This window comes from Candidatus Pseudoscillospira sp. SGI.172 (assembly GCF_050313575.1).
Taxonomy (GTDB): Bacteria; Bacillota; Clostridia; order Oscillospirales; family Oscillospiraceae; genus Vermiculatibacterium.
The window spans coordinates 46,037-66,266 of sequence record NZ_JBNPLQ010000013.1 but is presented as its reverse complement, the minus strand read 5'-3'; the positions used below and the strand labels follow the sequence as shown (position 1 = coordinate 66,266).

The following is a 20,230-nucleotide window of genomic DNA, read 5'->3' as shown; positions in this document are numbered from 1 at the left end:
AACGGGAGGGGTGTGAGGAGGGACGGCGATGGAGAGCCGAAAGGCGGTTTTGAGACAAATCAGAAAATTGGCGGAGAGCCGGGTCAACGACGCGGTGCGGCTGGCCTTTTTGAGCGAGGAGGAGCTGGGGGAGCTGGCGAAGCTGGACCTGTCCGCCGTGGCGGAATTCAAGCGAAGCAGCAACGGAACGGTGGAGGTAAAGTTCATCGACCGGCTGGCGGCTTTGCAGTGGCTGATGGATCGGGCGGAGGAGGATCCCAAGGCACAGCGGCTCTATGAGGCGTTGGAGGGGGCAGCCGGACAGGTCGGGGAGGAGAAATAAATGCAGGTGGAAACCTTTTCCCCCAAGCAAAGGCTGGTGCTCTCCTGGTGGTGCGACGGCTCGCCCTGGCGGGAGCGGGAGGCCATCCTCTGCGACGGCGCCGTGCGGAGCGGGAAGACCTTCTGTTTGGGGCTGTCCTTTTTCTGCTGGGCCATGCGGCGGTTTGACGGGGCGGCCTTTGCCCTGTGCGGAAAGTCCATCGAATCGGCCCGGCGGAATCTGCTCAGCGGACTGCGGCCGGTGCTGCGGGAGCTGGGGTTTTCCGTGGAGGAGAAGGTGAGCCGGCACCTGCTGCGGGTGGCATTCAACGGGCATGAGAACACCTTTTACCTGTTTGGCGGAAAGGACGAGGGCAGCGCCGCCCTCATTCAGGGAATGACCCTGGCCGGAGTGCTGATGGACGAGGTGGTGCTGATGCCACGCTCCTTTGTGGAGCAGGCGGTGGCCCGGTGCTCCGTGGAGGGGGCCAAGGTGTGGTTCTCCTGCAACCCAGAGGGGCCGGAGCATTGGTTTTACAAAGAATGGATCTGCCGGGCGGGGGAGAGAAACGCCCTGCGAGTGCCCTTCGCCATGGAGGATAATCCCAGTCTGAGCCCCCGGGTGCTGGAGCGGTACCGGAGGAGCTTTCAGGGGGCGTTCTACCGGCGGTTCGTACTGGGGGAGTGGGCGGTGGCCGAGGGGCGGGTCTACGACTTCTTTGACGAGAGTATGGTGTGTCCCGCCCCCGAGGGGGAGATGGAGGAGTGGCGGGTCTCTTGCGACTACGGGACGGCAAACCCCACGTCCATGGGGCTGTGGGGATTGCGGGACGGCGTGTGGTACCGGGTGGATGAGTTTTATTACGACGGGCGGAAAGAGGGGCGGCAGAAGACCGACCGGGAATATGTGGAGGCGCTGGAACGGCTGACGGCGGGGCGGGACGTTCGGCGGGTCATCGTAGATCCGTCGGCGGCCAGCTTTATCGCCGCCCTTCGGCAGGAGGGATGGCCCGCTGAGAGCGCCCGCAACGATGTGCTGGAGGGGATCCGGGTGACGGCCGACCTGCTGCGGCAGGGAAAGCTGGTCATCTGCACCCCCTGCCGGGACGCCATTCGGGAGTTTTCCCTCTACTGCTGGGACCAGAGGGCTGTGGGGGACAGGGTGGTGAAGAAGTTCGACCACGCCATGGACGACATCCGGTATTTTGCCGCATCGGTGGGGCGCGGGGGCGGCTTTGTGGGGGGACTGGCAGTGGAACGGGAGCTATGGAGATGAGGGAGGAAAGACATGAAGTGGTTTGAGAAAAAGAAACCGCCCGCGGCGGTGGTGCAGACCCGGGAGGAGGAGAGCCACCCCTTCGGGGCGCTGAACGGATACGTTCCCCTCAAAACTGGGGAGATCGCCCTCTATCGGACCATCCGGGAGGCGGTGCCTATTGTGGACGCCGCGGTGGGAAAGCTGGTGCGGCTGGCCGGCGGCGTGAAGGTGACGGCGGACGAGGGCCAGAGAGAGCTGGAGGAGTTTCTGCGGACGGTGAATACCGGGCGGGGACAGAGGGGCATCCAGTCTTTTCTGGACGCCTATGTGGACTCCATGCTGGTGTGCGGCCGGGGCGTGGGGGAGGTCGTGATGGACGGACGCAGGCGGGAGGTGGCCGCGCTGCTGTGCGCCGACCCGGCGGAGATCGAGATCAAAGAGGGAGAAACCCCCCTGGACTTTGCCCTCTGCGCCCGGAGGCGGGACGGGGCCGTGGAGGAAATGCCCCGGCAGGACCTCATTCTGTTTACCCCCTACCAGCCCGAAGCGGACAACCCCTATGGGGTGTCCCTGCTGCGGTCCATGCCGTTCCTCACCGGGATCCTTTTGAAAATCTATCAGGCCACCGGCCTCAACTGGGAGCGGATGGGCAACGCACGGTTTGCCGTGGTGTATAAGCCCGGCGGCAGCGGCGACGGCGTGTGGGCCAGAGAGCGGGGCGAGGAGATCGCCCGGGAGTGGTCGGCGGCCATGCAGGCCGGCAAGAGCGGCAATGTGCGGGATTTCGTGGCGGTGGGAGACGTGGACATCAAGGTCATCGGCGCGGACAACCAGGTGCTGGACAGCCAGGTGCCGGTGCGGCAGATCCTGGAACAGCTGGTGGCCAAGACGGGGATCCCGCCCTTTTTGCTGGGGCTGTCCTGGAGCTCCACCGAGCGGATGAGCGCCCAGCAGGCCGACATGATGACCAGCGAGATCACCGCGCTGCGGCGGAGCGTTACGCCTGTGGTGGAGCGGATCTGCGAGATCTGGCTGCGGACCAGGGGGTATTCCTCCCGGGTAAATGTGGACTGGGAGGACATAAACTTGCAGGATCTGGTGGAGGAGGCCCGGGCCGGCCTCTACCGGGAGCAGGCGGAGAACCTGAGACTGGAACGGGAGCGGGGAACGGTTTGAGCGGCCCGCCTGGAGAACAGACGGGCGGAAAGGAGAGAGGGATTTGAAGATCATCAAAGAGGCGAATACCGGGGGCGGCTGCCCGGTGCAGGAGGAGGATCTGGCGCTCATCAACGCGCTGGCCCGGAAGGAGTTGGCCGCCGAGGAGGTATACACCTTCACCGTGCGGCTGTGCGACAACGAGATCGACCGGGAGTGGGAGCGCTTCCCCGAGGAGACGCTGGAGGGGCTGGCACCCATGTTCGTGGGCAAGAGCGGCATCTTTGACCACAACTGGTCGGCGCTGGGACAGGCCGCACGTATCTATAAGACCGAGGTGGTCCGGGAGGAGGGGCCGCTCACACGGGCAGGAGATCCCGGCTGCTACTTGAAGGGCTGGGCCTATATGGTGCGCACCGAGGGAAACCGGGATCTCATCGCGGAGATCGAGGGGGGCATCAAGCGGGAGGTCAGCGTGGGCTGCTCGGTGGAGAAGGCGGTGTGCTCGGTGTGCGGGCTGCCGCTGGAGGAGTGCCACCATGTGAAGGGGCGCACCTACAACGGAACCCTCTGCTGGGGGGAGCTGGTGGGGGCGAAGGACGCCTATGAGTGGTCCTTTGTGGCGGTGCCCGCCCAGCCCCGGGCCGGGGTGATCAAGGGGATGACGCCGGTATTGAAGGCATTGGCGGAGGAAAAGCCGGAGGCTCGGAGAGAGCTGGAGGCCCTGGAGAAGGCCGCCGCGCTGGGGCGGCGGTATCTGGAGGAACTGCGGGGCGAGGTGGTGCGGCTGATGGCCATGAGCCGGACGGGGCTGGAGGCCGATGTGATCCGCTCCATGACCGGAAAGCTGGACGAGGAGGAGCTGACCGCATTGAAAACCGTGTTCCAGCGGCAGGTGGAGGAGATCTGGCCCCGGGGCGCGCAGCTGAGCTACCGGGGCGGCAGTCGGGAACAGACAGCGGGAGACCGGGCGTTTTTGGTGTGAGGCCGCCGCCACTTTGAGGGCGGTCGACTGAATATTTGAGATGGAATGAAACAGAAAAGGGAGGAAATGGGTATGAGCAGCAAGGTTTCGTTTGAGGGGATCGGAGAGGTCATCGCCACCTTCTACGCCGGGGACGGCGTGACGGCGGGACAGGTGGTGAAGCTGTCGGGGGACAGCAAGGTGGCGGCCTGCACCGCAGGGGAACGTTTCTGCGGCCTGTCCGTGTCGGTCAAAACCGGGTGCGCCGCCGTACAGGTGGGGGGGTTTGCCGAGGTCCCCTGCACCGACAGCACTGTGGCGGTGGGACTGGAGACCCTCACGGCCGACGGCAGCGGCGGCGTGAAAAAGGCGGGGAGCGGCGACGCAGGGGAGGAATACCTGGTGGTGTCCAAGGATACTGCCGGATTCGTCACCCTGAAAATGTAAGGAGGAGAGAGACAGATGGCTTATCATTTTGACGATCTGAAACTGGACAAGGGCATGTATTCTGTGTCGGGAAAGAGCTTTACCGCCGTACTGGAGGAGGAGGACCCCACCGAGCGCTACCGTGGTACTGCCCTGGAGGAGATGGACGCCTATCAGCGTCAGCTCAAGCGGTTCGACATCAAGGTCAAGGGTGCGGGCAGCGATGTGGTGGAGAAGTTTTTCCAGACGTCTCAGTCCGCAGTGTTGTTTCCCGAATTCGTGGCCCGAAGCGTGAGACAGGGGATGGAGGAGGCCGACCTGCTGCCCTCCATCACCGCCGCCGAGACCCGGTTCGAAGGGCTGGACTACCGCTCCATCGCCTCGGTGCCCGAAAAGAGCAAGAAGGAGCTGCGCCGGGTGGAGGAGGGGAGCGTCATTCCCCAGACCCAGGTCAAGACCCAGGAAAATCTGGTGCGGCTCCACAAGAGGGGCCGGATGCTGGTGGCCTCCTATGAGGCCATCCGCTATCAGAAGCTGGATCTCTTCTCCGTGACCCTGCGGCAGATCGGCGCCTACATCAGCCGCACCCTGCTGGAGGACGCCATCGACGTGCTGGAAAACGGCGACGGCAACAGCAATGCGGCAACCAAGCTGAAGGTGGGCACGTCCCCCATTGGAGGCATTGCCGGGACACTGAAGTACGATGATCTGGTGGACTTCTGGGCCCAGTTCGATCCCTATGAAATGAACACCCTGCTGGTCTCCGGTGACGTGATGCTCCAGATGCTGAAGATGGACGAGTTCCGCGATCCCATGACCGGGCTCAACTTCCAGGGTACCGGCAAGCTGACCACCCCTCTGGGGGCCAATCTGCTGCGGACCTCCGCGCTGGGCACCGGGAAGCTCATCGGTCTGGACCGGCGTTATGCGCTGGAAATGGTGAAGGGCTCCGACGTGATGGTGGAGTACGACAAGCTCATCGACCGGCAGCTGGAGCGGGCGGCCATCACTACCATTGCCGGATTTGCCAAGGTGTTTCAGGACGCGGCCAAGGTGCTGACGGTGTGAGAGCTATGTACGGCTGAGGCGGATTGACCGGAGAGCCGGTACGCCGGACGGCTCCCTCCCGGTGGAGGAGGGAGCCTGAGAGGAGGGACGGAATTGATCGAGAAAATCATGGCGATGGCGGTGCTGCTGGGGAAGGTCCGGGAGAGCGAGGGCCTGCGGGCCCTGTGCCAGGCCGCCGAGGACGAGTTGACCGGCTGGCTGAGAGACGGTGTGACGGCGGAGGACTGCGGGCAGTGTTTTGTGCTGGCCGGGGCCTGGCTGGCGCTGGCTGGTCGGGAGGTGGCGGAGGACGACGGCGTGGAGTCCTTCACCGCAGGAGATGTGACCCTTCGGCAGGGGGACCGGAAGGCTCGCGGCCAGGCGCTGCGGATGCAGGCCAGACAGGTGATGCGGCCCTACCTGCGGGACGAGGGATTTTCTTTTCTGGGAGTGCGGGGCTGATGGACGGATCGACGTGGGAAAGGCTGCTGGAGCGGTTTGGGCAGAGGGTCACGCTGTATCAGGCGGGACGGGGAAGCGATGTGAAGGCCTTTTTTCAGCCGGTCGGCGAGCGGTCGGCCGGGGAGGAGGCGACGGCGCTGGGCGTGGCCCCGGAGGGAAAGTACCTCTACCTGGGCCCCGCTGAGATCGACCCGGAGGGGGTGGAGGAGCTGTCGTGGAACGGCCGGTTTTACCACTTTATCCGGGTGAGGGCGGTGCCGGCGGGGGAGAAGATCGCCTACCGGTGGGCGCTGGCCGAGGAGTTGGATGAGAGGAGCGGGGCATGACGGGAACCGAGGAGCTGCGCCGGAATTTGGCGGAATATCTAAAGAAAAATGGGCTGGAGGCTGTGGCGGCCTGGGGGGGACAGGCGCGGCTCCGGGCCGGGGAGCCGGTGGCGGCCGTGTCTTTGAGGGCCTATGAGGGCGGCACGCCGGGGTTTCAGGACTATCTGGGGGAGCGCTACGACGAGGAGACTGGGCGGTGGGTGGAGCTCTACGGAAAACGGGTAAAGCTCACCTTTGGCCTGGATCTGTACGCGGGGACGGCCCAGGAGGTCCAGATGGGTCTGGATCTCCTGGTGGATGCCTTGGGAAAGGGCGGGCCGGCTGGGTTGCGGCCGGTGGCTTTTTCCGCGGGGGAGACCGCGTACCGCGCGGAGGCCAAACGGTTTTGCTGCCCGGTGCAGGTGGGGTTTGAGGCGTGGTCCTATGCCCGGGCCGATGAGGACGGCGCGTTTGTGGACTTTACAGTGAGAGGAGAGACCAAGGTGTGAATGTGACGGAACATCAGAGACCGGGGGTGTACTCGGTCTACGACGCGTCCAGCGTGGTGAGCGGGCAGAGCGGCAGCAGGGCGGCAGGCCTGGCCGCCTTGTGCACAAAAGGCACGGCGGGACGGGTGTACAGCCTGTTCAGCCGGGAACAGGCGGCGGAGACCTTCGGGGGAGACGAGGAGATCACCGAGCTGGTTGGGATCCTGCTGAAAAACGGGGCGGCCAGTGTCTGGGCTGTTCCTGTGGCGGCGGAGAGCGGCTATGCGGCCGCATTCGCGGCCTTGGAGAAGGTGGAGAATCTGGCCGCCGTGGTGTGCGACAGCGCCACGCTGGCAGTGCAGCAGGCGCTGCGGGACAGCGTGAAGAGCGCGTCCGAGGCCCGCAGGGAGCGGCTGGCAGTGGTGTGCGGCGGAGAGAACGAGGCCGCTTCCGCGCTGGTGAGCCGGGCGGAGGGTCTGAACTGCGAGCGGGTGGTGCTGACGGCCCCCGGCGGAGCGAGGGCCGCCGCCGCGGTGGCCGGGGCCATCGCGGGGGAGAGCGACCCTGCCGTCCCACTGGGCGGCGCGGAGCTGAAGGGGATCCCGGCGGCGGAACAGGAGTGGTCGGACGGCGAGATTGACACCCTGGTGTTGGGCGGAGTGACGCCTCTGGAGAGCAGCGGCGGCGTGGTGAGTGTGGTGCGGGGGGTGACGACCCGGACCAAGACCGGCTCGGCCGCGGATGCCACATGGCGGGAACTGACCACCATCCGGGTGGTGGACGATGTGATCCCCGGGCTGAGAGATGCGCTGCGGGCGCGGTTCAGCCGGGCCAAGAACACCGAGCAGGGCCGGGGAGCCATTCGCAGCCAGGTCATTGTGGAGCTGGAGCAGAAAAAGAGAGGGGAGATCATCGCGGACTACGACAATGTGGCGGTGTCCGCGGTGGAGAATAACCCCACCGTGTGTCTGGTGGAGTTTGATTTCACCGTGGCTCACGGGCTCAACCAGATCTGGCTGTCCGCCCATGTGACGGTATAAGGAGGAAACAAAATGACGGTATCACAATTTCCCACCAGCGCCGACATCTATCTGGAGCTCAACGGAAAGAAGCTGGCGGTGGTGCAGAGCTATACCGCCCAGACTGTACGGAGCAGCACCACGGTGGAGGCTTTTGGAGAGAGCGAACCGGTGGCCACTATCCCGGGGCAGCGCAGGCATACGGTGATCCTCTCCCGGCTCTACGCCACCGACGAGGCGGTGAAGGATGGGGTCAATTTCCACGACCTGGAGGATTTTAACCTGGTGATCTGCAAGCCGGATCGGCGAGTCATCTATTCCGGGTGTCAGTGGAAGGACCTGGAGGAAACGGGCAGGCTGGGCGAGATGGTGCTGGAGAAAGTCACCATCGTCGCCGCACGGCGGGTGGAGACCACGCTGAAATGAGAGACAATTTTTGGAACAGGCCCGGGGTGACGGAGCTGGGAGGCGGCTGGAGGGCTCGGCTGCTGTCGGCCTGGGAGGCCATGGAGGCCAGACCGGAGGCGGAGACGCTGGCGGCGGAGGGGCGGGATCCGGCTCTGTGCGCCAACGCATGCCTGCTGGCCCGGGCCCTGCTGCGCCGGGGGAGGCCCGCCTTTGCCGGCGGGAAAGAAGTGCTGGAGGGGATGACCGCGGGGCAGATCGGAGAATTGGCCCGCAGGTGGTCCGCCTTTGACCGGGAGAGCAACCCCTCGGTTTTGAGCGGGGAGGAGACGGTGGAACAGGCAAAAAAAGCCTGGAGCACGCGCCGGAAGAGCGCCTTCGGTGGCGCGTGCTCAAAGCATTTCACGCTCTGCCTACCGAGGCGCGGGTCCGGAAGATGACCCACCGGGACTACCTGTGGTGCGCGGTCAACCTGCTGCTGGACGGGGAAGAGCTGCTGGACCGGCTGTGTCCGGCCTGCCGGGCGGAGGCGGAGGAGAAGCGGTGCCCGGTGTGTGGGGCGAGAGCGGCGGACTGCGGGGAGAACAGGGAATTTGATTTGGAACGGTTTCAGCGGTTGCGGGGTGATGGGATTTGATCGATTATCTGGCTCTGGCGCTGGCTCAGGAGGACGAGGAAGAGAGAGAGACGGAGAAAGGGCGGCTGTGTGAGGAAATCAAGAGAGCCGTAATTCCAGCCGGGAAGTTCCTCTCCGGGACGGTACGGCTGACAGGGCGGGCCGGGAACGTTTCGGAAAAGGGACCCGCGGAGGAGTCTGATGAGAGCCGGCTTCCCCTCGCTTCCGAAGACAAGGCGGAGAAAAAACCGGCGAAAGCGGCGGTCCGGGAGAGCGATTCCGCAGCGGCGGACGTGGTTCGGCAGCTTGCGGAAAAGGAGGCATATGCCGTGCCGGGAGAGCGGCGGTCCCGGGGGGCGGCGGGAGAGAGCGCCGCGGCCGCGCTGCTCAGCGGGCTGAGACGGGCGGAGGCCGGGGCGGGGCTGACCCATGGACAGGGACGCCCCATTTCTGTTGTCCTGCCCGGGGCGGAAGAGAGCTCCCCCGGCTGGGGGCCGGAGGAGCTGGATCGGGCGGTGGAACGGGATGCCCGGCGGTATGACGGCGGCTTTTCGCTGTATTGAGGAGGGATACCATGGCGCTTGCGCCCATGCAATACAAGAATTATGTGTGGCCCCACAACCCGAGGGTCTACTCCATTGAATACCAGCGGGCCATGGGGGTGCACAAGGTGCCCTTCGGCCGCTATCATTTGCAGGATCTGGGCCCCACCCGGCGGGTTATGAAAGGCGAGGGAGAGTTCGTGGGCGAGGGGGCCTACCGGGAGTTTCAGAAGCTGGCGTCGGTCTTTTACAGCGACGGGCCGGGGGTGTTGGTCCACCCCGTCTGGCAGGCTGCCAGGGCCTATTTCGTGGAGCTGTCTCTGGAGCAGGAGCCGAGGGAGAACTATGTGCGATATACCTTTACCTTTTGGGAGACCTATGAGGGCTATGGGGCCTGTGCCAGGACGGCTGGGACCGGAAGCGCCGGACAGAGCGCCGCCGCGGCCGCGGGCCCTGCCGGGGACGCAAAGACGTGGCACACGGTGGTCCGGGGAGAGAGCCTGTGGCGGATCGCCCGGGATTATGACCTGGCACTGGCGGAGCTGATCGCCCTCAACCCCCAGATCAAGAATCCCAATCTCATCCGCACAGGAGAGAAGGTGCGCGTCCGGTGATGGAGGGATATCTGCTTCGGTGCGACGGAGCGCGGATCGACCTTCCGCCCTTTACCGGATGGAGGCTGCTGCGGACCGGCGCGGTGCCCTGTGACAGCTTTGAGGGGACCTGCCCCTGGGATGCCGGATTGGAGCCGGAGCTGGAAAAGGCCAGCCGGCTCATCGTGGAGGAAAACGGGGCCAGACGGTTTACCGGCGTTTTGGATGAGTATGAGCTGACCTGGGATGAGAGGGGCGGGGGCCTCTCCCTCTCCGGGCGGGGACTGGCGGCTTTGCTGCTGGACAACGAGGCCCGGGGACAGGACTATCAGGTGGCCACACTGGCCGATATTTTGAAAGATCACGTGACGCCATACGGGGTGCCGGTGGGACGGGTGGGGAGCCTGCCGCCGGTGCCTGGATTTTCTGTGGAGACCGGGAGCAGCGAGTGGCAGGTGCTGTACAGCTTTGCAAGGTATCACGGAGGGGTCCAGCCCCGCTTCGACGCCTGGGGCAGCCTGACGGTGGACGCCGCCGCCGCAGGGAAAATCGTGGCGGTGGACGACCGGACGGGAGTGACGGCCGTAAGCCGGCGGGACAGGCGGTACGGGATCTGTTCCGAGCTGCTGATTCAGGACCGGACGAGCCGGTCGGTCCAGAGAATGGTCAACGAGGCGTTCCTGGAACAGGGAGGCTGCTGCCGGAGAGTGGTGACCCTGCCCGGAAAGAGCGCCTATCAGGCGGCCAGGTATTCCGGACGGTTCCAGCTGGACCGGTCTTTGGAGGAGCGGTTCCGGGTGGAGCTGACGGTGCCGGGGAGCTATTTTTGCGAGCCGGGAGACCGGGTGTCCGTCTCCCTGAGCCGGCCCGCTCTCACGGGAAACTGGACGGTGCTGGAGACGGAGAGCGTGCTGGACGGGAACGGGACCCGGGTCAAGCTGACGCTGGGGTAAGAGGGCCTGTTCCGCTTGTGCGGGAGAAAAAGGCCCGGACAAGGAGGGAAAAACAGAATGTTTCTATCGAGACAAGGACGGCCGGAAGCACCGGGGGGATTGGCCCTGAGCGGGCCGGTGACGGTGCCGGGAGATCCGGCGGGCGCCTGGCTGGAGGGGGAGCGCCGGGCGGCGGCGGTATACGCCCCCGGCGGGTACCACTGGCTGCCTGCGGAGGGGCAGGAGGTGCTGGTGCTCAAGGCGGGGGCCTGCGGGGAAAAACGCTGCGCCGTAGGCGTGCCCCAAGATGCGGAAGAACTGGAATTACAGCCGGGCGAAGTGGCGGTTGCGGCGGGCAAGGCCGTGCTCCGGTTAAAGCCTGACGGGACGGTGGAGATCACCGGGAGGCTTCGAGTCAACGGGGCGGCGGTGGGCCCGGAACTCGCTGCCGGGGAGGGCGTGTGATGGCGCTGATTTTACGGGAAGGGGACTACGTGCCCGACGGCAAGGGGGGCTTCCGAACGGCGGAGGGGGGGCAGGAGCTGCTGGAGCGGATCCTGTGGAAGCTCTCGGTCCGCCGGGGGAGCTTCCCCTTTCTGCCGGAACTGGGCAGCAGGCTTTATTTGCTGGGGCGGGCCGCGCCGGGACAGCGGGCGGCCCTGGCCCGTCAGTATGTGGCGGAGGCGCTGAGCGATGAGATGGTGGAGCTGCGTGAGGTGACGATGGAAGAGGCAGGCGGGGCGATCCAGCTCACCGCACGGATGGAGTGGCAGGGCGAGGAGCTGGCGGCCACAGTGCGTTTGGAGGAGAGCCTATGAAAACGGTTGAAGAGATCTATGACGAGATGCTGGCGGTATTTCGCCGGGAGACGGGGGCGGAGGCGTCGGCGGCCAGCGATCTGTCGGTCAAGCTCTATGCGGTGGCGGCAGAAGTGTATGCCCTTTACGTGCAGGCGGACTGGCTGGCCAGACAAGTCTTTCCCCAGACGGCGGAGGGGATTTATCTGGAGCGGCACGCCGCCCTGCGGGGCCTGGAGCGCCGGGAGGCGGTGCGGGCGGAGGGCGTGATCCGCTTTTGTGTGGACGCCGCCTCCGCTGCTGACCTGTCCGTTCCGGCGGGGACGGTTTGCGCCACCGCCGGTATGGTGCGGTTTGAGACGCTGGAAGATGTGGTGCTGCCGGCGGGAGAGACTTCGGTGGAGGCTGCGGCCCGGGCAGTGGAGGCCGGGGCGGCGGGCAATGTGCCGGAGGGGAGCATCCAGGCAATGGCGGTAGCTCCCGTGGGGATCAGCCGGTGCGTGAACCCAAGAGCCTTTACAGGGGGCGCGGATGCCGAGGAGGACGGGACGCTGCGGGAGCGGGTGCTGGAGACCTACCGGAGAATGCCCAACGGGGCCAACGCAGCCTTTTATGAGCAGGAGGCCCTGTCCTTTGACCAGGTGGCAGCGGTCACGGTGCTGCCCCGAAACCGGGGAAAGGGCACGGTGGATGTGGTGGTGGCCACTCAGGCGGGGCTGCCGGGGGCTGAGCTGCTCAGTCAGCTGACCGATTATTTCGAAGCACGGCGGGAGATCGCCGTGGATGTGGAGGTGAAGGCCCCCACAGTCAAGACGGTGGATGTGACGGTGGCGGTCACCCCAAAAGAGGGGGCGGACAGCGCGCAGGTGAAGACCGGCGTGGAGGCCGCGCTGAGGGATTTCTTCTCCGGGAAGCGGCTCAGCCGGAACATTTTGGTGGCGGAGCTCTATCAGCTCGTCTTTTCTCAGACCGGTGTGGCCAACTGCTCTGTCTCCGCACCCGCCGCTGACGTGGCGGTGGCCAGAGGGGAACTGCCCCGGCTGGGGACGCTGACGGTGGGGGTGAGCGCGTGAGCTGTGCAGAGCATTTATGGGCGCTGCTCCGGCCTCTGGGCCCATATCAGAAGAGTGGGATTTACACCGCGGGGGAGCTGGCCGGAGAGGGAGAGGCGTTGGACGGGGTGGAGGAGACTCTTGCCACGCTGGAACGGGAGGGTTTTCTCGACACGGCGGAGAGCTGGGGACTGGAGAGGCTGGAAAGCCTGCTGGTCCGGCGGCCTGTGGCGGACACCCCGGAGGAGCGAAGAAAGGCCCTGGCGGCGCTGCTGAGGATCGGCGGAGACAGCTTTACGCTGGCGGCTGTCAACGACAACCTGAAGGGCTGCGGGCTCAACGCCGTGGCCGGAGAGACGGCGGACACCGGCGTGGTGGAGGTGCGGTTTCCGGACGTGCCCGGAATCCCGGACGGGTTTGAGACGCTGAGGAAGATCATAGAAGACATTTTGCCCTGTCACCTTCAGGTGGACTATGTGTATTGGTACATCACCTGGGCCATGGTGGAGGAGAAGTTTTCCACCTGGGGAGAGATCGAGGCAGGGGGCTATACCTGGGAGCAGCTGGAAAAGCTGGTGCGATAGGCTTTTCCAGAGGGTCAAAAACGGGATGGGGCGCTGAAATAGCCCTCTGCCTCGGCCTGTGTGACGGGGGCGCAGGGAGCGAGGCGGTTTTCCAGCCAGGCCATGCGGCCGGTGGAGCAGGCCCAGTAAAGGCTGTCGTCCGCCCAGGGGGAAATATCCTGAAAGTCATTGCAGATTCCGGCGTCCGGGAAAAAAGTGTCCCGGCCCAGCCGGGCGTCGTTGCGGCGGAGCAGGGCGGCGCACTCCTCCCGGGTGAGGAGGCGGTCCGGGGCAAAAAGGCCTTCCCCCACGCCTCGGATGACGCCCTCATCCCAGGCCCAGCACACCGCCTGGGCATAGGGGGTATTTCGCCCCACGTCGGAAAAAGGACAGGTGCTGACATCGTAGGGAACGCCTCCCGCCGACTGCCAGAGGAGAACGGCAAAGTCACCCCGGGTGACGGGCTCGGGGGCCGCACCCAGGGCAGGGGTCGTCAGAAGGAGCAGGGAAAGAGCCAGACAGGTCAAAGAGCGCATAAAAATACCCTCCCGGTCATTGGTACCGGGAGGGTATCATATTTTTACCGCAAATCCAAGGGAATCAGAGGACCCGATTGCGCAGAGGCTCCCCTGCCATAAAGTGCCGGAGGTTTTCCAAAGCAATGGAGACGATGCTGCGAATGGTCCCGTCCATGTGGTCGCCTCCCGCGATATGTGGGGTGAGGAGCAGGTTGGGGCAGTCCCAGAGAGGGTGATCGGCGGGAAGCGGCTCAGGCTCGGTGACATCCAGCGCGGCTCCCCAGAGGCGCCCGGTCCGAAGGGCCTCCGCCAGAGCGAGGCAGTCCACGGCGGTGCCCCGTCCCGCATTTAACAAAATGGCGTCCGGCTTCAAAAGGGAAAGCCGGCGGGCGTTCATCAGGCGGATGGTCTGGGGGGTCTCCGGGAGTGTCATGGACACCACGTCGGCATGGGGAAGCCAGGCATCCAGCTCCGACAGGGGGTGGAGCTCATCGATACAGGCCACGGGGGTTTCCGGGTGGCGGTTCAGACCGATGGTGCGGGCGCCCATGGACTTGACCAGAGCGGCAAAGTGTCCGCCCAGATCGCCGGTGCCCAGCAGGAGGACGGTGGAACCCCGGAGAGAGCGGACGGTTCCGGCATCCGCCCAGCAGTGGGCCGACTGGAGATCCCGGTAGGCGGGCAGGCGTTTCATCACCGCCAACAAAGAGGCAAACATGTGCTCGGAGACCGCCGGGCCGTACGCCCCAACGGCAGAGGTGAGCATGGCGCCTTTGGGAAACGCGCCGGGGAGGGTATAGGCGTTGACCCCGGCCGACCAAGTTTGAAGCCACTTCAATCCGGTGCTGCCCACCAGCATGTGGGGAGGAACGTTGCCCAAAATGATCGTGGCCCGCGCAACCTTGTCCAGGGAGGCAGTTTCCCCGGTGAAGGCCAGATGTGGAGAGGGAAGAAAAATTTGATCCTCATTGGGGGCGCAGGCCACAAAAGCGGCCCGTTCATCGTCCGTCAGAGGAAGGAGGTTTAAGATCGTTTCCACAACAAAACTCCTTTCGGCAGATCCTGGGCAAAGGGGCGGGCCCTTTGTCCAGAGGTTTGTGGCTGGAAGCAGAGGTTATTTCATGGTGATGAGAAGCTCACCGGCCTTGACGGCAGAGCCCTCCTGAACCAAAATCTGGTCCACGGTGCCGTCCATGCGGGCCACCACGCTGGTTTCCATCTTCATGGCCTCGATGACGGCCAGGACCTGATTTTTTTTGACGCTTTGGCCGGGGATGACGGAGATCTTGGAGATCATGCCGGGAATGGAGGAGCCGATCTGGCTCTTGTCGGAAGGATTTGCCATGGGGGTGGCGGCCACCCGGGATTCGGCGGAGGGATCATTTACGGCAATTTCCCGCCGCATGCCGTTGAGTTCGAACTGGACGTTGCGGGTCCCGTCCTCATTGAGATCGCCCAGCCCCAGATATTTGATCACCAGGGTCTTGCCGTCCTCAATGCTGATCTGGGTGGTCTCCCCCAGGGCCATGCCGTCGAAGAACACGTGGCTGCCCATGCGGGTGATGTAGCCGTACTCCTGGCGGTGGCGGCAGAATTCCTCCACCACCTTGGGGTAGAGGCACCAGGAGACCACCGTGCGGTCGGAGGCGCCGGGGTAGAATTTCTCCACCTCTTCCCGGGCTTTGGCAAAATCCACGGGGGGGAGCAGCTCGCCGGGGCGGCAGGTGATGGGCTGCTCCCCTTTGAGGACGAGCTTTTGCAGCGCTTCCGGGAAACTCCAGGCGGGCTGGCCCATCATGCCCTTGAAATAGCTGACCACCGAGTCGGGGAAGGGAAGGGCCTCCCCCTTCTTCAGAATGTTGTCCGGAGTCAGATCGTTCTGCACCATGAAGATGGCCAGATCCCCCACCATCTTGGAAGAGGGGGTCACTTTTACAATGTCGCCCAGCATGGTGTTGACGGCCCGGTACATCTCTTTGACCGCTTCGAACTGATGACCCAGGCCCAGGCTCTCCACCTGGGCTTTCAGGTTGGAGTACTGGCCGCCGGGCATCTCATAGCGGTAAATGTCGGTGGAGGGGTTCTTGATGCCCGTCTCAAACCGGGCGTAGCGCAGGCGCACGTCCGACCAGTAATCGGAGAGCTTTTGGAGCTGATCGGGATCGAACCCGGTGTCCCGTTCCTGGCCGCGCAGAGCGGCTACCAGGGCGTTGAGAGAGGGCTGGCTGGTGGTGGAGGCCATGGATTCCACAGCGCAGTCCACCACATCCACACCCGCCTCGGCGGCCATGAGGTAGGAGGCGATCTGGTTTCCGGAGGTGTCGTGGGAGTGGAGGTGGATGGGAATGCCGATCTCCTGCTTCAAAGCGGTGATCAGCTTTTTGGCGGCGTAGGGCTTCAAAAGGCCGGACATGTCCTTGACGCAGAGCATGTGAGCGCCCCGGTGCTCCAGTTCTTTTGCAAGGTTGACATAATATTCGAGCGTATACTTGTCTCTGCGGGAGTCCAGGATGTCGCCGGTATAGCAGAGGGTGGCCTCGCAGAACTTGCCCTGCCGCAGCACTTCGTCCATGGCCACTTCCATGCCGGGCAGCCAGTTGAGGGAGTCGAAAACCCGGAAGACGTCGATGCCGTATTTGGCGGCGTTCCGGATAAAGGCCTGAACCACATTGTCGGGATAATTGGTGTAGCCCACTGCGTTGGCTCCACGGAGCAGCATTTGAAAGGGGACGTTGGGAATGGCCTGCCGCAGGATGTCCAACCGCTCCCAGGGGGATTCGTGGAGGAAGCGGTAAGCCACGTCGAAAGTGGCCCCGCCCCACATCTCCAGGGAGAAGCAGTCCTTCAGGATCTCGGCGGTGCCCGGTGCGCCCAGCATCATATCCCGGGTGCGCATGCGCGTGGAGAGCAGAGACTGATGGGCGTCCCGCATGGTGGTGTCGGTGATCAGGAGCTTCTTCTGCTCCAGCACCCACCGGCTGAGAGCCTTGGGGCCCTGCTCGTCCAGCAGGAGCTTCAGTCCGTCGGCACGGGTCTGGAGACGGCTGGGGGCCGGGAAGCGGGGGATTTCCAGCTGCTTGCGCTGGGTATCCGGGTTTTTCACCTGGATTTCGGCAATGTATTTGAGCACCTTGGTGGCTCGGTCACGGCCGTTTTCAAACTCGAAGAGTTCGGGGGACTCGTCGATGAATTTGGTGTGACAGGCGCCCTCCAGGAACTGGGGGTGGGAGAGAATATTGGTGATGAAGGGGATGTTGGTCTTGACCCCGCGGATGTGCTCTTCACTGATGGCTCTCCGGGCCTTGCTGCACGTGCCCTCAAAGGTGTTGTCCCAGGCGGTGACCTTCACCAGAAGAGAGTCGTAATAGGGAGAGATGACCGCGCCGGTATAGGCGTTGCCGCCGTCCAGACGGACGCCGAAGCCGCCGCCCGAACGGTAGGCGGTGATCTTGCCGGTGTCAGGGGCGAAATTGTTGGCCGGATCTTCGGTGGTCACCCGGCACTGGATGGCGTAGCCGTTTTGCCTGAGATCGCTCTGACGGGCCATACCGATGCGGGGGTCGGAGAGAGGGCATCCCTCCGCCACCAGGATCTGAGCCCGCACCAGATCGATCCCCGTCACCATCTCGGTGACGGTGTGTTCCACCTGAATGCGGGGGTTCATCTCAATAAAGTAGTGACGTCCGTCCCGATCCACCAGGAACTCCACGGTTCCGGCGTTGACGTAGCCCACATGTTTTGCAATTTTTACTGCGTCCTCATGCAGGGCGTGGCGGACCTCTTCGGGCACGCTCCAGGCGGGGGCAAACTCCACCACCTTTTGGTAGCGGCGCTGGAGAGAACAATCCCGCTCCCCCAGGTGGACCACGTTGCCGTATTGGTCGGCCAGGATCTGCACTTCGATGTGCTTGGGCTCCACCAGGTACTTTTCAATGAAAATGTCATCGTTGCCGAAGGCCTTTTTGGCCTCGCTCTTCACCAGCTGAAAATTGGTGCGCACCTCGTTCTCGCTGTCGCAGCGGCGCATGCCGCGGCCGCCGCCGCCGGCCGCGGCTTTGAGGATCACTGGGAAACCGTAGGAGAGGGCCTTTTCCACCGCCTCATCGGCGTCCCGCAGCGGTTCGGTGGAGCCGGGAATGATGGGCACACCGCAGGCGATGGCCGTGGCCTTTGCCGCCAGCTTGTCGCCCATCTGTGCCAATACACGGGAGGAGGGGCCCACAAAAGTGATGCCGGCCTCCTCACAGGCCCGGGCGAAGTCCGCATTTTCCGAGAGAAAACCGTAGCCTGGGTGAATGGCGTCCACACCCCGGTGGACCGCCAGTCCCACGATGGCGGGAATGTCCAAATAGGCGGCCAGGGGGCTTTTGTTGCGGCCGATGAGATAGGCTTCGTCGGCCCGGGTGCGGAAGAGGCTGTACGTATCCTCATTGGAGTAGACGGATACGGTCCGCAGCCCCAGGTCGTAGCAGGCACGAAAAATGCGGATGGCGATCTCGCCGCGGTTGGCGGCCATCACTTTACGGAAGGTTTTCTCACTCAAGACGGACCCATCCTTTCCAGGGGTGAATTTGAATGCCACTATTATATATGGTGCGGGGAAATTTTGCAAGTAAAAATCAGAAAAATTGCAAAAAGGGAAAAGCGAAAGCAGATGGTTTTCCAGAGACCGTCTTGCCTGACAACGGGTTTTGTGATAGGATAACAAAAACGCGGGGAGGAGGGGCAATATGACGCCTGAAACACTGCTGCAGGCCCTGCCCGGGATCGGGCCGGCCCGGGCCAAAGCCCTGGCAAAGCTGGGGCTGGTGACGGCGGAGGATCTGCTGAACGACTACCCCCGGGGCTATGAGGATCGCACCCGCCTCACCGACATCGCCGATGCCCCCGAGGGGGAGCCGGTCTGCATCTCCGCCCTGGTGGCCGAACCCCCCAGGACCTCCCGGATCCGCGCCGGACTGTCGGTGAGCAAGAGCCGGATCGTGGACGGCTCCGGCTCGGCCGAGGTCACGTTTTTCAATCAGGAGTATGTCCGCCGGGCGCTGGAGCCTGGGGAGAGCTACGTCTTTTATGGGAAGATGGAGACGGTGGGCCGAAAGCGGCAGCTCACCAATCCGGTGTTTGAGCGGGCCGACTGGACCCGGTTTACCGGGCGGATCATGCCGGTCTACTCTCTTACGGCCGGGGTGTCCAACCACCTGCTGGCCTCGCTGGCACTCCAGTGTGTGGAGGGATGCGCCGACCAGATGCCCGACGAGCTGCCGGGAGAGCTGCGGCAGCGGTATCAGCTGGCCGCGGTGGAGTATGCGCTCCGAAACGTCCATTTTCCCGCCGACGAGGAGGCCCTGGCCGTGGCCCGGCGGCGGCTCGTCTTTGAAGAGCTCTTCACGCTCTCCTGTGGAATGGCGTTTCTGCGCCGGCGGCGGGGAGAGAAGGAGGGACAGGCCTTTCCCAGGCGGGAGCTGTCGGAATTTTTGGCCCTGCTGCCCTTTGCTCCCACCGGTGCCCAGCGGCGGGCCATGGAGGAGATCGCCGGAGACCTCGCCTCGGGCCGGAGCATGAACCGGCTGGTGCAGGGAGACGTGGGCTCCGGCAAGACGGCGGTGGCGGCTTTTGCCGCCTGGCTGGCCTGCGCCGGTGGCTTCCAGACGGCGATGATGGCCCCCACCGAGATTTTGGCCCGGCAGCACTGGGAGACCCTGTCCGGGCTGCTGGCCCCGGCGGGGATTCGGGTGGGCCTGCTCACCGGCAGCCTGGGCGCCGCCGGAAAACGGGCGGCCCGGGCCGCGCTGGCTGCCGGTGAGGTCGACCTGATGGTGGGCACCCACGCGCTGCTGAGCGAGGGGGTGGAGTTTGAGAACCTCGGGCTGGTCATCACCGACGAGCAGCACCGCTTTGGGGTGGGACAGCGCTCGGCGCTGGCCTCGAAGGCGGAGAAGCCCCCCCATGTGCTGGTGATGTCGGCCACGCCCATCCCCCGGACGCTGGCGCTGCTCATCTACGGCGACCTGGATGTGACGATCATCGACGAGCTGCCGCCCGGGCGGTCTCCGGTGGAGACCTACCTGGTGGGGGAGGACAAGCGGGAGCGGATGTACCGCTTTGTCCGCAAGCAGGTGGAGGCGGGCCGCCAGGTCTATGTCATCTGCCCCGCTGTGGAAGAGGGGGAGGGGGCCGACCTGAAGGCGGTGACAGCCTATGCCGCGGAACTGTCAAAGACGGTGTTTCCCGACCTGCGGGTGGCTTTTGTCCACGGAAAACTCAAGGCCCGGGAGAAGGAAAAGGTCATGGCCGCCTTCGCCGGGGGAGAGGTGGATGTGCTGGTGTCCACCACTGTGGTGGAGGTGGGAGTGGACGTGCCCAACGCCTCCCTGATGGTCATCGAGAACGCCGAGCGCTTCGGCCTCAGCCAGCTTCATCAGCTCCGGGGGCGGGTGGGCCGGGGGAAATGGCAGTCCTACTGTGTGCTGGTCAGCGGCAATCACGCCCCGGATACCCGGGAGCGGATGAAGTTTTTCGCACAGACCACCGACGGGTTCAAGATCGCCGAGAAGGATCTGGAGCTCCGGGGCCCCGGCGATTTCTTCGGGCATCGCCAGCACGGCCTGCCTGCGCTGCGGGCGGCGGATCTGGCGGGGGACACCCGGGTGCTGAAGGAGGCACAGCGGGCGGCCGGGGAGCTGCTGGACGCGGATCCCGATCTGTCCCGTCCGGAGAACCGGCCTTTGATGGAGAGGGTGTGTCGGCTCTTTGCCGAGGAGGGCGAGATCTTTAATTAAAACGGGGAG

At 64.6% G+C, this 20,230-nt stretch carries 24 protein-coding genes; 21 read left to right on the top strand and 3 right to left on the bottom strand.

Annotation, left to right across the window (positions count from 1 at the left end):
- The first annotated feature begins 28 nt into the window (after nt 1-28).
- The 20 genes from ACQRD3_RS06950 to ACQRD3_RS06855 all read left to right on the top strand — a co-directional run bounded on the left by ACQRD3_RS06950 (nt 29) and on the right by ACQRD3_RS06855 (nt 12,945).
- The gene (locus ACQRD3_RS06950) at nt 29-322 is read left to right on the top strand and encodes a hypothetical protein (protein ID WP_080906576.1); all 294 of its coding nucleotides are present in this window, start codon (nt 29-31) and stop codon (nt 320-322) included.
- Nucleotides 323-1,576 carry a PBSX family phage terminase large subunit gene (locus tag ACQRD3_RS06945; protein ID WP_427780612.1) on the top strand — a complete coding sequence of 418 codons (1,254 nt, stop codon included), beginning with the start codon at nt 323-325 and terminating at the stop codon, nt 1,574-1,576.
- Nucleotides 1,577-1,588: 12 nt separating this feature from the next.
- On the top strand, nt 1,589-2,734 hold the full coding sequence (locus ACQRD3_RS06940) for a phage portal protein (protein ID WP_080906579.1): 1,146 nt from the start codon (nt 1,589-1,591) through the stop codon (nt 2,732-2,734).
- A 43-nt stretch (nt 2,735-2,777) separates the two neighbouring features.
- The gene (locus tag ACQRD3_RS06935) at nt 2,778-3,698 is read left to right on the top strand and encodes a hypothetical protein (protein ID WP_427780610.1); all 921 of its coding nucleotides are present in this window, start codon (nt 2,778-2,780) and stop codon (nt 3,696-3,698) included.
- Between the two features lie 72 nt (nt 3,699-3,770).
- Nucleotides 3,771-4,124: a hypothetical protein gene (locus tag ACQRD3_RS06930; RefSeq protein ID WP_427780608.1), complete on the top strand. Its 354-nt coding sequence runs from the start codon at nt 3,771-3,773 to the stop codon at nt 4,122-4,124.
- A 15-nt stretch (nt 4,125-4,139) separates the two neighbouring features.
- Nucleotides 4,140-5,171, top strand: coding sequence for a phage major capsid protein (locus ACQRD3_RS06925; protein ID WP_427780606.1), 1,032 nt, complete (start codon nt 4,140-4,142; stop codon nt 5,169-5,171).
- 93 nt (nt 5,172-5,264) lie between these two features.
- Entirely contained in the window at nt 5,265-5,612 is a 348-nt protein-coding gene (locus tag ACQRD3_RS06920; RefSeq protein WP_427780604.1) for a hypothetical protein, read from the top strand.
- Nucleotides 5,612-5,938: a hypothetical protein gene (locus ACQRD3_RS06915; protein ID WP_427780602.1), complete on the top strand. Its 327-nt coding sequence runs from the start codon at nt 5,612-5,614 to the stop codon at nt 5,936-5,938. The genes ACQRD3_RS06920 and ACQRD3_RS06915 overlap by 1 nt, the downstream gene beginning before the upstream one ends.
- The gene (locus tag ACQRD3_RS06910; RefSeq protein ID WP_427780600.1) at nt 5,935-6,426 is read left to right on the top strand and encodes a hypothetical protein; all 492 of its coding nucleotides are present in this window, start codon (nt 5,935-5,937) and stop codon (nt 6,424-6,426) included. The genes ACQRD3_RS06915 and ACQRD3_RS06910 overlap by 4 nt, the downstream gene beginning before the upstream one ends.
- Nucleotides 6,423-7,445, top strand: coding sequence for a phage tail sheath C-terminal domain-containing protein (locus tag ACQRD3_RS06905; RefSeq protein WP_080906587.1), 1,023 nt, complete (start codon nt 6,423-6,425; stop codon nt 7,443-7,445). Before ACQRD3_RS06910 ends, ACQRD3_RS06905 begins: the two co-directional genes overlap by 4 nt.
- A 12-nt stretch (nt 7,446-7,457) precedes the next feature.
- Nucleotides 7,458-7,850 carry a hypothetical protein gene (locus tag ACQRD3_RS06900; protein WP_080906588.1) on the top strand — a complete coding sequence of 131 codons (393 nt, stop codon included), beginning with the start codon at nt 7,458-7,460 and terminating at the stop codon, nt 7,848-7,850.
- A complete protein-coding gene (locus tag ACQRD3_RS06895; RefSeq protein ID WP_427780598.1) occupies nt 7,847-8,269 on the top strand; it encodes a hypothetical protein in 423 nt (140 codons plus the stop codon). Before ACQRD3_RS06900 ends, ACQRD3_RS06895 begins: the two co-directional genes overlap by 4 nt.
- The gene (locus ACQRD3_RS06890) at nt 8,218-8,466 is read left to right on the top strand and encodes a molybdopterin oxidoreductase (protein WP_427780596.1); all 249 of its coding nucleotides are present in this window, start codon (nt 8,218-8,220) and stop codon (nt 8,464-8,466) included. The genes ACQRD3_RS06895 and ACQRD3_RS06890 overlap by 52 nt, the downstream gene beginning before the upstream one ends.
- Nucleotides 8,463-9,008 carry a hypothetical protein gene (locus ACQRD3_RS06885; protein WP_427780595.1) on the top strand — a complete coding sequence of 182 codons (546 nt, stop codon included), beginning with the start codon at nt 8,463-8,465 and terminating at the stop codon, nt 9,006-9,008. The genes ACQRD3_RS06890 and ACQRD3_RS06885 overlap by 4 nt, the downstream gene beginning before the upstream one ends.
- 26 nt (nt 9,009-9,034) lie before the next feature.
- Nucleotides 9,035-9,601 (top strand): LysM peptidoglycan-binding domain-containing protein, encoded by a 567-nt coding sequence (locus ACQRD3_RS06880; RefSeq protein WP_427780593.1) that lies wholly within the window; start codon nt 9,035-9,037, stop codon nt 9,599-9,601.
- The gene (locus tag ACQRD3_RS06875) at nt 9,601-10,533 is read left to right on the top strand and encodes a hypothetical protein (protein WP_080906592.1); all 933 of its coding nucleotides are present in this window, start codon (nt 9,601-9,603) and stop codon (nt 10,531-10,533) included. Before ACQRD3_RS06880 ends, ACQRD3_RS06875 begins: the two co-directional genes overlap by 1 nt.
- 57 nt (nt 10,534-10,590) lie before the next feature.
- The gene (locus ACQRD3_RS06870) at nt 10,591-10,977 is read left to right on the top strand and encodes a hypothetical protein (protein ID WP_143476578.1); all 387 of its coding nucleotides are present in this window, start codon (nt 10,591-10,593) and stop codon (nt 10,975-10,977) included.
- Nucleotides 10,977-11,330, top strand: a complete 354-nt coding sequence (locus ACQRD3_RS06865; RefSeq protein ID WP_080906594.1) for a hypothetical protein — start codon at nt 10,977-10,979, stop codon at nt 11,328-11,330. The genes ACQRD3_RS06870 and ACQRD3_RS06865 overlap by 1 nt, the downstream gene beginning before the upstream one ends.
- Complete coding sequence (locus tag ACQRD3_RS06860) at nt 11,327-12,382, top strand: baseplate J/gp47 family protein (protein ID WP_427780590.1); 1,056 nt, start codon at nt 11,327-11,329, stop codon at nt 12,380-12,382. The genes ACQRD3_RS06865 and ACQRD3_RS06860 overlap by 4 nt, the downstream gene beginning before the upstream one ends.
- Nucleotides 12,379-12,945, top strand: a complete 567-nt coding sequence (locus ACQRD3_RS06855) for a putative phage tail protein (protein ID WP_080906597.1) — start codon at nt 12,379-12,381, stop codon at nt 12,943-12,945. The genes ACQRD3_RS06860 and ACQRD3_RS06855 overlap by 4 nt, the downstream gene beginning before the upstream one ends.
- 14 nt (nt 12,946-12,959) lie before the next feature.
- Here the strand turns inward: ACQRD3_RS06855 and ACQRD3_RS06850 are convergent, their stop codons facing one another.
- The 3 genes from ACQRD3_RS06850 to ACQRD3_RS06840 all read right to left on the bottom strand — a co-directional run bounded on the left by ACQRD3_RS06850 (nt 12,960) and on the right by ACQRD3_RS06840 (nt 17,985).
- On the bottom strand, nt 12,960-13,460 hold the full coding sequence (locus ACQRD3_RS06850; RefSeq protein WP_427780588.1) for an S-layer homology domain-containing protein: 501 nt from the start codon (nt 13,458-13,460) through the stop codon (nt 12,960-12,962).
- A gap of 64 nt (nt 13,461-13,524) precedes the next feature.
- On the bottom strand, nt 13,525-14,481 hold the full coding sequence (locus ACQRD3_RS06845; RefSeq protein ID WP_427780586.1) for a D-2-hydroxyacid dehydrogenase: 957 nt from the start codon (nt 14,479-14,481) through the stop codon (nt 13,525-13,527).
- Nucleotides 14,482-14,556: 75 nt separating this feature from the next.
- Entirely contained in the window at nt 14,557-17,985 is a 3,429-nt protein-coding gene (locus tag ACQRD3_RS06840; RefSeq protein WP_427780584.1) for a pyruvate carboxylase, read from the bottom strand.
- Between the two features lie 187 nt (nt 17,986-18,172).
- Here ACQRD3_RS06840 and recG point away from each other — a divergent pair, with 187 nt between their 5' ends.
- Nucleotides 18,173-20,221, top strand: coding sequence for an ATP-dependent DNA helicase RecG (gene recG, locus ACQRD3_RS06835; protein ID WP_427780582.1), 2,049 nt, complete (start codon nt 18,173-18,175; stop codon nt 20,219-20,221).
- Nucleotides 20,222-20,230 lie beyond the last annotated feature (9 nt).